At 41.3% G+C, this 16,084-nt stretch carries 6 protein-coding genes; all 6 read left to right on the top strand.

Annotated elements, in window-relative coordinates:
• Positions 1-122 precede the first annotated feature (122 nt).
• The 6 genes from LG372_RS07455 (at position 123) to LG372_RS07430 (ending at position 16,018) form a co-directional block, all read left to right on the top strand.
• The gene (locus tag LG372_RS07455; RefSeq protein WP_225742500.1) at positions 123-5,876 is read left to right on the top strand and encodes a ZmpA/ZmpB/ZmpC family metallo-endopeptidase; all 5,754 of its coding nucleotides are present in this window, start codon (positions 123-125) and stop codon (positions 5,874-5,876) included.
• A 199-nt stretch (positions 5,877-6,075) separates the two neighbouring features.
• A complete protein-coding gene (locus LG372_RS07450) occupies positions 6,076-7,407 on the top strand; it encodes a glycosyltransferase (protein WP_225742499.1) in 1,332 nt (443 codons plus the stop codon).
• Between the two features lies 1 nt (position 7,408).
• Positions 7,409-8,764, top strand: a complete 1,356-nt coding sequence (locus LG372_RS07445; protein ID WP_225742498.1) for a sodium:solute symporter family transporter — start codon at positions 7,409-7,411, stop codon at positions 8,762-8,764.
• A complete protein-coding gene (locus LG372_RS07440; protein WP_225742497.1) occupies positions 8,748-9,452 on the top strand; it encodes a cytidylyltransferase domain-containing protein in 705 nt (234 codons plus the stop codon). The genes LG372_RS07445 and LG372_RS07440 overlap by 17 nt, the downstream gene beginning before the upstream one ends.
• A complete protein-coding gene (locus tag LG372_RS07435) occupies positions 9,449-10,327 on the top strand; it encodes a glycosyltransferase family 52 (protein WP_084947229.1) in 879 nt (292 codons plus the stop codon). Before LG372_RS07440 ends, LG372_RS07435 begins: the two co-directional genes overlap by 4 nt.
• A gap of 225 nt (positions 10,328-10,552) precedes the next feature.
• A complete protein-coding gene (locus tag LG372_RS07430; RefSeq protein WP_225742496.1) occupies positions 10,553-16,018 on the top strand; it encodes a MucBP domain-containing protein in 5,466 nt (1,821 codons plus the stop codon).
• Positions 16,019-16,084 lie beyond the last annotated feature (66 nt).

Below are 16,084 nucleotides of genomic sequence, written 5' to 3'. Positions count from 1 at the left end.
TATTATTCCCTTATTTGCATATCTATCCCTAGAATCTTTTAAAAAGTTGATGTATAATGGGAAGAGTTGTATATTTTGCTATAAATTAATATACTAATTTAAAAATGTAAAAAGAGGGGAATATGAATTTCAAAACTAGTGGAGAAAAAAGACAGAATTTCTCATTGAGAAAATTGGCAGTTGGCCTTGTATCTGTAGCAGTTGCGTGTTTCTTTTTGATGGGAACTGGCCTACAGACTGTATCTGCCCAAGAATCTCATGCCGTTAATTATACTTATGTTTTAGAGTCGGATTTGACTGATGAAGAGAAGACTCTCTTAGTTACATCCCTACCACAAGTAGCGGAAGAAACAGATGCTACCTACTATCTTGTTTATCGAGCAAATCAAGTACTACCCAACACAGGAGCTAGCTCTTCTCTAGGAACTGCTGCCTTAGTGGCAGGCCTTAGTTTGCTGGTCGTAGTGGTTCTTAAGGGACGTGATGGCAAGAGCAAGATTAGTCGATTCTTGTTAGTAACCAGTCTAGGAAGCCAGTTGCTGTCTCCAACTGTCCTTGCCTTGACTAACGAAACACTAGCTGCCTACAACACTCAACTATCTGTTCAAGCAGGAGATGCTTTGCCAGCTCCGGTTGATATTCCTGGTTATACATACATTGGATATGTGAAAAATAAAGTAGACGTTGTTAAGCAATCAGATAAACAGAAGGCGCATGACAGCAAGTCTAACTTAGAAAATGTAGATAGCTTAACGATAGAGGAACAACAAGGAGGAACACCTTCTCCTATAGAGCCTCAACTACAAAAAAACAATGAAACTGTAGTGCAAGCAAAGGGGAGCCAAGAGCCGGGTCATGAGGGCGATGCCCTAGTTCAACCAACGCAACCAGCGTACACAGCCCCAATTAGTACCCAAGGTACGCAAGAGTCAGGTCATGAAGGCGAATCCCTGGTTCAATCAGAACTACCAGTTTACACAGGTCCTCAGGAGGGAGCTCCAGTTGAGCCAACAGTGCCAGAGTCTACAGAAGTTGTTAGCAGTAAGGGCACGCAAGAGCCCGGTCATGAGGGCGATGCCTTAGTTCAACCCGTTCAGCCATCTTACACAGCTCCAATTAGTACCCAAGGCACACAAGAGTCAGGTCATGAAGGCGAATCCCTGGTTCAATCAGAACTACCAGTTTACACAGGTCCTCAGGAGGGAGCTCCAGTTGAGCCAACAGTGCCAGAGTCTACAGAAGTTGTTAGCAGTAAGGGCACACAAGAGTCGGGTCATGAGGGCGATGCCCTAGTTCAACCCGTTCAACCGACTTATACAGAACCCGTTAGCACCCAAGGTACACAAGAGTCAGGTCATGAGGGCGAGGCTCTAGTTCAACCAGCACAACCGTCTTATACAGAACCCGTTAGCACTAAAGGCACACAAGAGTCAGGTCATGATGGTGAGGCTCTAGTTCAACCAGTTCAACCAGCGTATACAGATCCAATCAGCACTCAAGGTACCCAAGAGTCGGGTCACGAGGGTGAGGCTGCTGTAGTAGAGACTCTTCCTGAACTGCCTTTGACAAGCAATCATCGTACAGTAACAGAAACCATTCCTCATGAAACTGAAGAAATTGAAGATGCGACTATCTTAAAAAATCATCGAGAAATTGCTCAGGAAGGAAAAGACGGTTTACGGACAATCGAGTATGAAGATTATCTCGTAGATGGTAAGGTGGAAGCTAGCAAGGAAATCTCACGTACAGAAGTAGAACCAACCAAAGAGATTGTCAAGGTTGGCAGTCTTGTTAAAACCAAACCAACAGTTGAAATCACCAATCTTGTTAAAGATGAGAGCAAAAAAGCTGTAGCAGTCACCTATCACTTAGATGACCAAACGTCTGCTTTTGTTAAGGCCAAGGCCCAAATTTTTCAAAATGGAACACTGATTAAAGAAGTGGATTTGAAAGATTTATCCGTTCAGCAAACGATTGATGGTTTGGACTACTATACTCCTTATACAATTAAGACTTACCTGACCTATAATCTAGGCCAATCTGATCAGGAAAATACAGAAGTATCAACGAAAGATTTTCAATTGGACTATAAGAAAATTGAAATCAAAGATGTGGATGAAGTGGGGCTCTATGGTAAGGAAGATGGTCACTACCGTCGCTATCTGAATTTATCAGAAGTACCAAGTGATTTGTCACCTTATTTTGTCAAAGTCAAATCAGATAAGATGAAAGAAATGTTGCTACCAGTTAGCTCTATTAAGGAAACAGAGGATGGGAAATACAAGGTAACCGTTGCCTTCAATGAACTGGTTCAAGAGAAAGATTCAGCATACAAGGATAACTATAGCTTCACAGTTGATAAGCAAAAGCTTGCCAAGGACGGTGTCTATACTTCCTTCAAGAAACTGATTGCTGCCATGCAGGGTAATCTCGCTGGAACCTTTAAACTTGGAGCTGATATGACAGCTGATGAAGTGGCCTTAGCAAAGGGACAAACCAGCTATGTGACAGGCACTTTCACTGGTAATCTTATCGGTGCGAGTGACGGTAAGCCGTTTGCGATTTATGACCTTAAGACAGCCTTGTTTGATAACTTGACCAAGGCTACTGTGAAAGATATTGACCTTAAAGCAGTAGCGATTAAGAGTCAAGATGACACAGCCAGCCTAGCAAAAGTAGCTACTAATAGTCAGATTAGTAATGTAGCTGTAGAAGGTCAATTGACAGGTAGCAAGTCAGTTGCAGGTTTGGTAGCGAAGGCTCAGGATACAGAAATTACTAATAGTTCCTTTACAGGTAGCATTCAGGCCAAGCATACGGATGCTTCTCCTTACTATGTGGGAGGTATAGCAGGGCTCTTATCTGGTACTAAGGCTAAGATTGATAAGGTAGCTGTTGATACAAGTATTTCTAGCAATGCCCGCAACAATGACCAATTTGCTGGAGGTATTGTAGGGAAAGTTCAAAGTGGTGCTTTGGTCTCTCATGCACTAGCAAGTGGAACCATCCTCAATACGACAACCTATCCTCGAGTCGGAGGTATAGCAGGTTCTACATGGCAAAATGGCCGTATCCATCATGTCGATAGCATGGTCAACGCTGGAGATGGTTATGCTATCACAGGAGACCAGTACAGGGGAGCGGACATCAAAGATGCTAGCACTGTTGTTGAGAACAAGAAGGCCGATCTCTATGCGACCCCAATTACCCAAGACCAGGCCAGAGAAAAGGTCCAGTCTTATGGGATGACAGTGACACTAAACGATACAGGTCAAACACTCAAGGCCAATCAGCACAGTGTGGACTATACTCAGTTAAGCCAAGGTCAAGCTAGTCGAAAAGTTGCTTATCACAATATTGAGAAATTGATGCCTTTCTATAATAAAGAGCTAGTGGTTCACTATGGAAATCAAGTTGATCCTACGGATAAGCTTTATACTACAGAATTGCTGGATGTTGTACCAATGAAGGACAATGACATCATCACAGATATTCAGGCCAATAAAGCAACGATCAATAAACTGATGTTGCATTTTGCTGATAATACAATCAGTTATCTAGATGTCACCTACAAAGAAGATTTCAAAAATACACAAATTGCAGAGTACAGCGTAGCAAGTAAAAACTTTATCTTTACACCAGAAGCCTTTTTATCTGACTATACGAAAGTGACCGATCAGGTCCTAGCAGATTTGCAAGGGGTCGAATATGACTCAGCAGCCATGAGAAGAGTTCTGGGCATTGAGGCAGATGCGTCGCTTGATCCGCTATACTTGGACAAAGAATTCGAAAAAGTTAAGGCTAATATCGGCGAACATCTCCGTAAAGTGCTAGCCATGGACAAGTCTATCAATACGATGGGAGATAGTGTAGCAACCTACATCAGCGAAAAAATCAAAAACAACAAGGAAGCTTTCTTGCTTGGTTTGACTTACCTCAATCGCTGGTACAATATCAACTATGATCACATCAATACCAAGGATCTCAATACCTATAAGTTTGACTTTGATGGCAATAGCACAGCTTCAACCTTGGATACCATCATTGCCCTAGGTCAGAGCGGTATGGAAAATCTCAAGGCATCAAATAATCCAAGTGCCTATGAAACAACCCTGGCCCCTGCAAAAGGTCGCAAGACAGTGACGGATTTACTAGAGTCTTACAGAAAACTCTTCCTACCAACTAAAACCAATAATGAATGGTTGAAGACGAATACCAAGGCCTATATAGTAGAGAGTAAATCAGCAATTCCAGAAGTGCGTGCCAAACAAGAGTCAGCTAGAGCGGATAGTAAGTATATGCTGGGAGTCTATGACCGTATTACGGCACCAAGTTGGAAATTAAAAAACATGCTCCTACCTTTATTAACATTGCCAGAAGAAGATGTTTATGTGATTTCAAATCTTTCTACCTTGGCCTTTGGTGGCTACGAACGCTACCGTGACCGTGTTAATAATACAGTCTTATCAGGAGAAGAATTGCGTCAGTATGTCCGTGCTAAGGTTGACCAGTCGGCTGAATGGCAACGAGACCACTACGATATCTGGTACCATCTCCTTTCACCGGAATACAAAGAAAAACTCTTCCGTTCAGTCATGGTTTCAGATGGCTTTGGTATGAAAGATAGCAATAGTAATTATTACTGGGCTACCCTGTCTGATAAGGCTATTGATTCTATCTACAACTTCTTTGGACCAACTGGTAAGTGGTATGGGGAAAGCAAAGGAGCTGGAGCCTATGCCAACGGTTCTGAGGTCCACTATGTCAGCGACCGCTTGTTGGATAAATACGGAACATCAGTCTATACCCATGAAATGGTTCATAATTCTGACGGACATATTTACTTTGAAGGAAAAGGTAGTCGTGAAGGATTGGGAGCAGAGTTGTATGCCTTAGGACTGTTGCAATCTGCTGACAGTTTAGATAAGGATGCTATTGTCTTGAATACTCTCTATAAAGGGGATAAGGATTCACCAACTCGCTTGCATACTTATGATCCGACAAGCCGCTTCACATCAGCCGCAGCCTTGCAAGAGTATGTGCACGGTATGTACGATGTCTTGTATACCTTGGATGCTATGGAAGCCAATGCCATTTTAACTAAGTCAAATGATGTTAAGAAAAAATGGTTTAGAAAAATAGAGAATTTCTACATTGAGGACAAGTACCATAAACAAACTCATGCTGGAAACTCTGTTCGTCCATTGACAGATGCTGAAGTAAGTAAACTAACCAGTCTGGATGCCTTGATTGACAATGATATCATCAACCGTCGGGCTTACCGTGATAAGAGCGACTATACTCGTAATGGCTATCATCTGATCAGCATGTTCTCACCGATTTATGCTGCCCTCAGTAATCCAAAGGGTGCGCCTGGTGACATCATGTTTAGAAAGACAGCCTACGAATTGTTGGCAGAAAAAGGTTATCAAGATGGGTTCTTACCATATGTATCCAACCAATATGCAGAAGAAGCTAAACGAAACGGGGACATTACCTATTCAGATTGGCTTAGGAAAGATGTGGGCCTCATCACTGATAGTCTCGTCTTGAAAAATGTCTTTGCCAACCAATATGGTTCATGGGCTGATTTCAAGAAGGATATGTTTAATAAACGTATTCGCAAGCAAGACCAGTTGAAACCAATCACTATTCAGTATGAACTTGGTGTACCAAACAGCAGCAAGGAGATTACAATCCGTTCAGCTGCCCAAATGCAAGAACTCATCGATCAAGCAGTGACAAAAGATGTGGCTAACATTGACCGTACGACAAGCCATGCTCCTGCAAGCTGGGTACACTTATTAAAACAAAAAATCTACAATGCCTACCTACGTAGCACAGATGATTTCAGAGAATCGATTTATAAACAATAAGAAAACTCCCCCACGCTATCCTGTCTAATCCAGTCTATCTTGCAGATGGTCAGTCTTTGTGATAGAATAGCATAAAGTCCTTTTGAGGGGGAACTTGCTAGGAAATCCCCAAGCATTGTAACGGATGAACCACCCTCACCTTTTTGTGAGGGTGGTTTTTCCTTTGTAAGTAGAAAATAAGAGAGAAAGAGTGTATAGCATGTTGAGAATTGTCACTATCCATCCAGTCAAGGAAATCCATCGCTATGGCTTTGAGAGTACCCAGGTCTATCGAGCACGTATCGCACGACATCTAGGTTTAGACTACGTCCACCTCATGTCGAGTCCTCAGCTTCGTCCTGACTGGAAGAAAGACTTGGTTAAATTAGGATTTTTAGAAAAGGAACTGCTTTGCGTCCCGCATAGTTTTTCAGATATAGGCCATGCTGACTTATCAGTGAAACCAGAAAGTCTAACGCTAGCAGATGGAGATCAGGTTGAACTCAATGAGGATGGTTTTGTGGCCTCAGTTACCTTAGGAGATGGCTCGGGGAGATATTACTACACCAAGGGTCCCTTCTTGTTTGAAGATTTCAAGGAGAAGGAACTTCGTTGGTATCATGAAAATGGAGAACTGGCCCTGGAAGGACGCTTTATCGATCCCTTCAAAGAACCCTCTCCTGTCACTATCTTCTACCCAGAATACATCTACCGCATAGGAGGAGAAATCCGTTCTGAAGAGGACTTGTTAGTGAAGTTCTTAGCCAAATGGGCCCAGCAAACCGACCTCTTTATCCGTGACCAACAAATCGTTCCCAAACCCAGCCTCTGGCGTTACATGGAAAACACGGACAAAAATTACTATGAAGTCGTCCATGAAAATATCATGCGAGACTTACGCCTCGCCAATCTGCGCAAGACAAACAAATATCTAGTTGCCAGTGAAGTGTTGACTGATACTTTGGCGAAACAAGGGTATGACACTAAGTTTTTACCACCAATGTTTACAGAAAAAGTAGGTCAGCTAAGAAAAATCGGACCTGTTTTGGACTATTGCTTAGTGGGCCATATGGGAGAAGGCAAGAACGTTGAACTTGTCATTGAAGCTTTTATCGAACTCTACAAACGTGGCTCCAAGGCCCAGATTACCTTTTATGGTGGCTCAGAGGAACGTCTAGCAGAATTACAGAATCAATATGATCTTCCGCCAACCATTCGCTTTAAAGGTATCGTTGACGAAGTACCTTATCATCTGCACCAATGCTATCTGTCTGCAAGTTACACAGAGTTATTTGCTAATGCCTGTGTTGAAGCCTTGAGTCAAGGTTTGTTAGCCTTATTATCGGATGTGGAGATTGCTCATCGTTTCTATGCTAGCCAGTCCAATGCCATCAACTTGTTCAAAACCAAATCAGAGTTGATTCAAAAGATAGAAGAGATGGAAGAGCTTGATTTTTATCTATCGAATGAAAAAAATCTAGCTTTAGCCTCTCGCTATTCTCTGGAAAAAGTAGCTCAAATATACAGAGAACTATTAGATAGGAACTTCTAGGATGTTGGGAATTCTAGTCACCCTATTGCTCTATTTCTGCTTGATTTCCTTGATTGCCTATCGGAAAAAAGGGAGCGAAGAGGACTATTATCAGGTTAAGAAAGCTGTTCCGGTGACAGTTTTGGCCTTCTCAGTCTTTGCGACCTTACTTAGCCCCATTTCCTTTCTGACTCTGGTGGGGAATGCCTATACAGGCAGGTCCTATCTCTGGTTTGCCCAGTGTGGCATCTTTCTAGCCATCCCACTGGCTCATCGCTATTTTCTGCCCCTCTATCAAAAGGGAAATTACGAGACAGCCTATCATCTTTTAGAGGATAAGTTTCAATCGCCTGGCATTCGTTCACTGGCTTCAGGACTTTTCATCCTCTACCAGTTGGGGCGAATAGCAGTGGTGAACTACTTGTTGTCTCAGGCCTTAGCGCCCTTTATCCCTATCAATCAGCTGATCTTGTCAGGTTTATTCCTTCTTTTGACGGTTTATTATCTGGCAAGGGGTGGTCTCTTGGTTGTGCTGTGGACGGACTTCTTTCAAGGCTTGGTCCTACTGGCTATATTGGCCCTCTTTCTACCAAGAATTGCCCAATCTGGTTTAGTCGTGAATAGCAGTCAACAGCTATCTCACTTTGCAGAGACGCTGGATGGGAAGACGGTCTTTATCTTAGTTGCAGGAGCAGGTTTTAGTAGCTTGTTTTCCTACGTTTCTTCGCAGGATATCGTCCAACGTTTTAATAGCAAAATGGGGCGTCAGAAGATTGGAAAAATCTTATGGATACAGGGACTTTTGTCCTTTGGGATTGCTAGTTTACTGTATCTGATTGGCTGCTTGATTCGTCAGGAAAATTTCGCTACCACATCGACCAATCCTGTTCTCATTGCTTACGCTCGGGAAGGTCTGGCGCCTTGGTTTGGTGGTTTCATCATGCTGGCTCTCTTGGCAGCAGGCCAATCCACAGTTTCATCCAGTATGAATGCAATCGTGACCTGCTTGAAGTTGGATTTTGCTTGGTCAAAGATTCGCTGGTCGCCAAGTATTCTATCCTTTGTCTTAGCAGGTCTGTCCTGGCTCCTCTGCCTCTTGCTCATGAATGCAGAAATCTACTCCATCTACGAATGGATTAACGGCTTTATGGGCTTGACACTGGGTGTGATTGGTGGTTTGTACCTCTTGGTTTTGCTCCTCAAAAGACCGAGTTTACAGTTAGCCAAAATCTATCTGGTTTTTAGTCTAGGAGCCTTGGTTCTCTATCATTACAGTGGCCTTTTTGTCAACCCCAATCCCTGGTTGAATAGTATCATCACTACCCTATCTGCCCTTTTTATCTCAATTCTAGGAAGACTATATGAAAGTAACATCTAAACCCATAGCCGTCATTTTGATCCGTTCGGGTTCACGCGGCTTAGTAGATAAAAATATCAAACCGCTTGCAGGCAAGCCTTTGGTTTTCTATACCATCGAAGTCGCTCTAGCTTCTAAGCTATTTAGTGAAATCTGGGTCTCATCAGACTCACTAGCCTATCTAGAACTCTGTCGTCAAGCCTATCCAGAGATTCGTTGTGTCCATCGACCGAAAGAATTGGCCCTATCCACAACCTCTAGCTTAGAAACCTTACGCGACTTTTTACAGCCCTTTGAGGAAGAGCAGGTTTTTGTGAATCTACAGGTGACTTCACCCCTGAGAGAGGTAGAGCACCTCATCGAGTCCTATCAACTCTATTGTCAGTCTGGAGCTGATCATTTGATTTCCTGTGTCAAGGCGGATAAGAGTCGTAGTCTTTTCTTGCAACTAGCGGAGTCGTCATTTATCCGTCCGCCTCAGGTATCTAAGCACTATGCTCGGCAGAAAGAGCCTGTCTATTACTATCCCAATGGTAGTATCTGGATTTCTCGTAAGGATCTTTACCTACGAGATGAGACCTTTTACACAGATAAGACAGTAGCCTATGAAATGCCCAAACTCTATTCTTATGATATCGACGATGCCTTGGACTTTGAAGTCGTTGAGACCTTGCTGCACCATCACCACCTAGGAGAATCAAAGAGATGAAACACCTCATCATTGCCACAACGCCCTTGCAGGCTAAAATAGCCCAGCATATCAAGGGACTCTATCCTGATCAGGACTTCGTCAGTCTTTATGTCAGTCCTGTCAAAAATGCCCGTCAGGAGCATTATGCTAAGGATTTTGACCATGTTCATTATCCTCAAACGACAGAGGACTTGGCTCAGATTTGTCAGGAGCTTGCCGGCGACTATGACACCATTTTTTATGCTAGCTTTGACAATAGCTTGATTCTGGACTTGGTTGCTAGTTCAAATTACCAGCACCTCATGAGTTTCGATGATGGCTATGCGGATATTTACCCTTTGGGAATGTATGCCCTCCCTCTTCAACCCAGTCAGGTGGGTTCTCTGGGCTTAACCAGAGATGACTTGATTGAGCGGACGGAAAAGCACTATACCCTCTATCGCAGTAACTACCATGTCGTAGCTAGAGAGAAACTAGTCTATCTGGAGCATTTTTTTGACCTGTCTCAAGCACCCGTCTCAAATGGTAAGACGGTCAAGGTCCTGCTGGGACAAAAGTTCTCCGAAGAGGACGACCAGATCTCCATCCGCTTTATCAGTACCTATGCCAAGGCCTTGGACATTGACCTCTATCTCCCCCATCCCAAGGAAACCTTCACTATCCCTGATGTGACCTACTTGGAGACGGAGCTCATCTTTGAAGATGTCCTAGCCCAACTCTTTCAAGAATATGAGTTCGTTCATGTCTATCACTTCACTTCGTCGGTCAGCCTGCACTTGAAAGACCTTCCCCATGTGACCATTACAGGTATTTCTCTCCCCTACTATGAGGACCGTCAAAAAGAATTGCGACGCTTAGGTTGTCAGTTCGAAAGGGTTTCACTTGGCTGGTAGCATAAATGTATATTTTAAAATATGTAAATCCATACGCTATATGGATTTTTTATATATAAATATAGCAAAAAACTATAGTTTGAATGATCAAAAAGTATTCAAATTCCTTGTATAAGAGGTTTTAAAGTGTTAAAATTAAGTGTCTAATTTTGAAGTTTTTAAGCAAGCATTAGCATAATAACAGCTTAAAAATAAAAATTATACAATAAAAAAAGGATGATGAAGATGTTTATAAATAAAAAAGAAAAATTTTCCATTCGTAAGTTTAAAGACGGTCGTTCAGACTCAGTCAAAATCGGAACAGTAGCTTTGATTGTTGGTACAGCCCTTGCAATGGCAGGACAAACCCAGACTGTAGAAGCAGCTGTAAAAGATAATGGTAATGGAACATCAACAATCTCAAATGATAAGGGGTCAGTAATTGTAGATACAGCTAATATTGAGAACCCAGATGCAGGTAGGCAATTTTCAACTGATCCAACTGCAGAGGGAACAAATACAATTACTAAAACTGGAAAAGTAGACTACAAATATGTAACTGCTGAGGGTAATACTGTATTAGAAGAAAACAAAAACCAAAACTCTGGTGCTGATAAAACTATCGAAACACCATACGATGTATACGGTAAATCAGGAGAAGTTTTCAAAGGAACTACAGGTGGTGATGCAGAAGCTAGCGACCTAAACGACGCTAAAGAAAATGGTAAGAAAGAAACTATCGAAAAAGATGGGAAGACTTACCACCTAATCGGAGAACCTAAGGTTGAAACTACTGGAAACGGTGGAGGAGTGTACTCTGACACAACTCTAGGTGATGTAACTGCGAAATTGACTCCAGAAGGATTAAGTAACGCAGAAGGTAAAATCACTTATGATACTGTAAAACCTGGTGGAAAAGCTTGGATTGTTGAACAAACAGGAAAAGGAACATATGGTAAATATGTACAAGCTGATTCAGGTGCAATCACTTCTGATGCTAAGATGATAGAAGCTTTCAAAGCTGGAGAAGCAACAGCAAAAAACTTCAATTCAGCGAACGTAACGGCTGATGGAGGAATCAAAGAAGGAGATTATGTTTTCGTCCTTGAGAAAAATACCTATGTAACAGCTAAAACTGAGAGTTTCTCTTTAACAGCACAGATACAATTGTCATCTAGTGATAATGTAGCAGATGATAAAGATGGAACTGGTGCTACTTTAAATAGAACATATGCAATGGTACAAAACTTTAAAGCGGCTCCAGATACTTTAACAGGAGAAGCAAACAAAACTCTTGTAAAAAGCTATCTTGCATATCTTCAAGAAAAAGGATTTGAAGATAACCTCCTTAATTTCAAACGATATATTACTTTAGGAATGGCGGCAAAAACTGGTGGTCCTCTGGAGATTAGTGCTGATAAGGGAGATCAAGTTGATGATAAAGGAAGACCTACAAGTGATATAACAGCTGATATAGCAAGCGTTACTGATCAAGAAACAAGTACTTTAGAAGATAGTAGTGATTTTCTTCTTAAATTTTCTGATCCTTCGCCGGAAGTTGAAGAGTATTCTTACCGTGACGAAATCACTCCTCTTCGTGCATACCGTTTAGCAAGTGGTACTACAACAATCACTTACACTTATGCAGAAGAAAAAACTCGTGAAATCGAGAAAAAAGGTTCTGTAGTCGTTAACTACCAAACAGAAGACGGAACAGAATTAAAATCTCCTTACACTGATACTCCTGAAACAGTAGCTGAAGTAGTAACTGAGAAATACTATGTTGATGCTGATGGGAATGATGTAATTGTAAGTAGTACTACAGCTTCTAAAAACGTACCTTACAACACTAAAGAAAATGAAACTGAAAAACCTCAAAAACTTACAGATGCACAAGGAAATGTTTACTACCTAAACGAAGCAAACACAATGACATCTGTAAATGGTACAGAAACTACATCACCAGCTGAAACAGGAACAGTAGTAGAAGGTGTTACAAAAGTAACTTACATCTATGAAAAAGCTGGATCAGTAATCGTTAACTACAAAACTGAAGATGGAACTCCACTTGCAGGAACAGTAGTAGACGAAGATGGAGCTGGTAAAACTGTAGAATCAGGTGCAAAAGACATTGATAATGGTAAACCAGGTACAGCTTATAACACTGCCGATAACGGAATGAAACCAACTCGTATTAAAACTGCAGAAGGCAAAGTATACGAATTAGTTCCAGACTTAACTGAAGGTGAAGAAACAGGTGAGGTTGAATCAGGAACAACTAAAGAAGTAACCTACGTTTACAAAGAAGTTAAAGGTAATGTAGTTGTTAAGTACGAAGATACTGAAGGTAACACACTTGCTGATGACGAAAAAGATGAAACAGATGCTTCTCTAAATGTTAAATACGATACAGCTGACCACAAAAAAGAATCTATCGAGAAAGATGGTGTTAAATACTACTTAACAGCTAAAGAACTGAAAGATGGTTCTAAACCAGCAACTGGTGATGTTGTTGAAGGAACAACAACAGTAACTTACGTTTATGAAAAAGCTGGATCAGTAATCGTTAACTACCAAACAGAAGACGGAACTCCATTAGTAGGAACTGCAGACGGTACAGATATTGCTTCGGGTGCTAAAGACACTACAGACGCTAAAGCAGGAACTGACTACAACACTGCAGACAACGGAATGAAACCAAACCGTATTACAACTGCAGAAGGTAAAGTATACGAATTAGTACCAACAGCAACTAAAGGTGATGAAACTGGTAAAGTTGTTGCTGGAGAAACTAAAGAAGTAACCTACGTTTATAAAGAAGTAAAAGGTAATGTTGTCGTTAAGTATGAAGATACTGAAGGTAACGTAATCGCAGAAGACGAAAAAGACGAAACAGATGCTTCTCTAAACGTTAAATACGACACATCAGACCACAAAAAAGCTGAAATCACTAAAGACGGTGTTAAATACTACCTAACAGCTAAAGAATTGAAAGATGATTCTAAACCAGCCACTGGAGATGTTGTTGAAGGTACAACTACAGTAACTTATGTTTATGAAAAAGCTGGACAAGTAGTCGTTAACTATCAAACAGAAGATGGAACTCCATTAGTAGGTGTTGACCCAGCTGGTGCAAATGTAGCTTCAGGTGCTAAAGACACTGTAGATGGAAAACCAGGATCAGATTATGATACTTCTGACAACGGAATGAAACCAGCTCGTATCACAACTGCAGAAGGCAAAGTATACGAATTAGTACCAACAGCAACTAAAGGTGAAGAAACTGGTAAAGTTGTTGCTGGAGAAACTAAAGAAGTAACATACGTTTATAAAGAAGTAACTGGTGATGTAGTAGTTCACTATGTTGACACAGAAGGTAACAAAATCGCAGCTGATAAAGACGACCTTAAAGGTGCATCTCTAAGCGAAAAATATGATACTGCTGTTGATAACAAACCAGAAAAAATCACTGCAGAAGACGGAACTGTATACTACATTACAAAAGCTGGTCTTAAAGATGATTCTAAACCAGAAACTGGAAACGTAGTTGAAGGTAAAACTGATGTAACTTACGTTTATGAAAAAGCTGGATCAGTAATCGTTAATTACCAAACAGAAGACGGAACTCCATTAGTAGGAACTGCAGACGGTAAAGATATTGCTTCAGGTGCTAAAGATACTGACAATGGAAAACCAGGTTCTGAATACAACACTGCAGATAACGGAATGAAACCAACTCGTATCACAACTGCAGAAGGAAAAGTATACGAACTAGTCCCAGCATCAACTAAAGGTGATGAAACAGGTACTGTAGAATCAGGTCAAACGAAAGAAGTAACCTACGTTTATAAAGAAGTTAAAGGGAATGTAGTAGTTCACTATACAGATGAGGCAGGAAACAAAATTGCTGAAGATGCTAAAGATACAACAGATGGATCAATTAGCACACCATATGACACTTCTGATAACGGCATGAAACCAGAACGTATTACGACTCCAGAAGGCAAAGTTTACCAATTAGTACCAACAGCAACTCAAGGTGCTGAAACTGGTAAGGTTACTGAAGGAACTACAGAAGTAACCTACGTTTATAAAGAAGTAACTGGTGATGTAGTCGTTCACTATGTTGACACAGAAGGTAACGTAATTGCTGAAGATAAAGAAGATACGAAAGGTGCTTCTCTAAACTCTAAATACGATACAACTGACAACAAACCAGAGAAAATCGAAAAAGACGGAACTGTTTACTACTTAACAGAAAAAGCTCTTAAAGATGACTCTAAACCAGAAAACGGAGACGTAGTAGAAGGTAAAACTGAAGTAACTTACGTTTACGAAAAAGCTGGACAAGTAGTCGTTCATTACACTGACGAAAAAGGTAACACTATTCAAGAAGATGCTGTTGATACAAAAGACGGTAAACCAAACTCAGACTACAACACTGCTGATAACGGAATGAAACCAAACCGTATCACTACTCCAGAAGGTAAAGTATACGAATTAATCCCTCAGTCAACTAAAGGTGATGAAACAGGTAAAGTTAAAGCTGGAGAAACGACAGAAGTAACTTACGTCTACAAAGAAATCACTGGTAATGTCGTCGTTCACTACGTTGATACAGAAGGAAACACACTTGCTGAAGATACGAAAGATGTAGAAAATGGATCACTAAGTGAGAAATATGACACAACTGACAACAAACCAGCTAAACTTGAAAAAGATGGACAAGTTTACTACTTGACAGCTAAAGAATTGAAAGACGGTTCTAAGCCAGAAAACGGTGCTGTTGTAGAAGGAACTACAGAAATCACTTATGTATACGAAAAAGCAGGAAACGTTCTTGTTCATTACGTAGACGAAGCTGGAAACACTCTTCAAGCAGATGCTGTTGATACAAAAGATGGTCAACCAGGAGCTAAATATGATACTTCTGATAACGATATGAAACCAACTCGTATCACTACTCCAGAAGGAAAAGTATATGAACTCGTACCAGCATCAACTAAAGGTAACGAAAACGGAAGTGTTGAAGCAGGTAAAACTACAGAAGTGACTTATGTCTACAAAGAAGTAAAAGGAAACGTCGTCGTTCACTATGTAGACGAAGCTGGAAACACAATCGCAGAAGACATTAAAGATACGACTGATGGATCTGTAAGCTCAGCATATGACACAACTGACAACAAACCAGCTACAATCACTACGAAAGATGGAAAACTATACGTATTAGTACCAACTTCAACTAAAGGTGATGAAAATGGTAAAGTAACAGAAGGAACAACAGAAGTAACTTACGTTTATAAAGAAGTCAAAGAAGGTACTACAAATGGAGGCTCACTCACTCCATCTCAACCAGGTTCTCCATCAACACCTTCAACAAACCCAACAAGTCCGGTGAAACCGACAGACCCAAGTCAACCAACAACACCGGCTAACCCAGCAACCCCAGCTGCCCCAGCTAACCCAGCAACACCGGTTGCTCCGGCTAATCCAACTAACCCAACAACACCGGCTAACCCAGCAACTCCAACGATGCCATCAGCACCAGTAAATGGTAAAGCACCACAAGCTCCAGTAGCTCCATCAGAAGCTAAAGGACAAGCTGAACTTCCTAATACTGGTACAGAAGACCATGCTAGCCTAGCAGCACTTGGACTTTTAGGTGTCTTGAGCGGATTTGGGCTTGTTGCTCGTAAGAAAAAAGAAGACTAAATTTAATTAGATTTTCTGATAAGAATAAGGAGTAGGATATCATATCCGCTCCTTTTTCTATGTAAA

Source organism: Streptococcus sp. Marseille-Q5112 (assembly GCF_916700555.1).
GTDB lineage: Bacteria > Bacillota > Bacilli > Lactobacillales > Streptococcaceae > Streptococcus > Streptococcus symci.
This window is presented reverse-complemented; position numbering and strand designations above follow the sequence as displayed.

What these genes read in the sequence shown, in the direction of transcription:
- LG372_RS07450 (WP_225742499.1), top strand. Translation starts at nt 6,076, where the DNA reads ATGTTGAGAATTGTCACTATCCATCCAGTCAAGGAAATCCATCGCTAT.
- LG372_RS07440 (WP_225742497.1), top strand. Translation starts at nt 8,748, where the DNA reads ATGAAAGTAACATCTAAACCCATAGCCGTCATTTTGATCCGTTCGGGT.
- LG372_RS07445 (WP_225742498.1), top strand. Translation starts at nt 7,409, where the DNA reads ATGTTGGGAATTCTAGTCACCCTATTGCTCTATTTCTGCTTGATTTCC.
- LG372_RS07435 (WP_084947229.1), top strand. Translation starts at nt 9,449, where the DNA reads ATGAAACACCTCATCATTGCCACAACGCCCTTGCAGGCTAAAATAGCC.
- LG372_RS07455 (WP_225742500.1), top strand. Translation starts at nt 123, where the DNA reads ATGAATTTCAAAACTAGTGGAGAAAAAAGACAGAATTTCTCATTGAGA.
- LG372_RS07430 (WP_225742496.1), top strand. Translation starts at nt 10,553, where the DNA reads ATGTTTATAAATAAAAAAGAAAAATTTTCCATTCGTAAGTTTAAAGAC.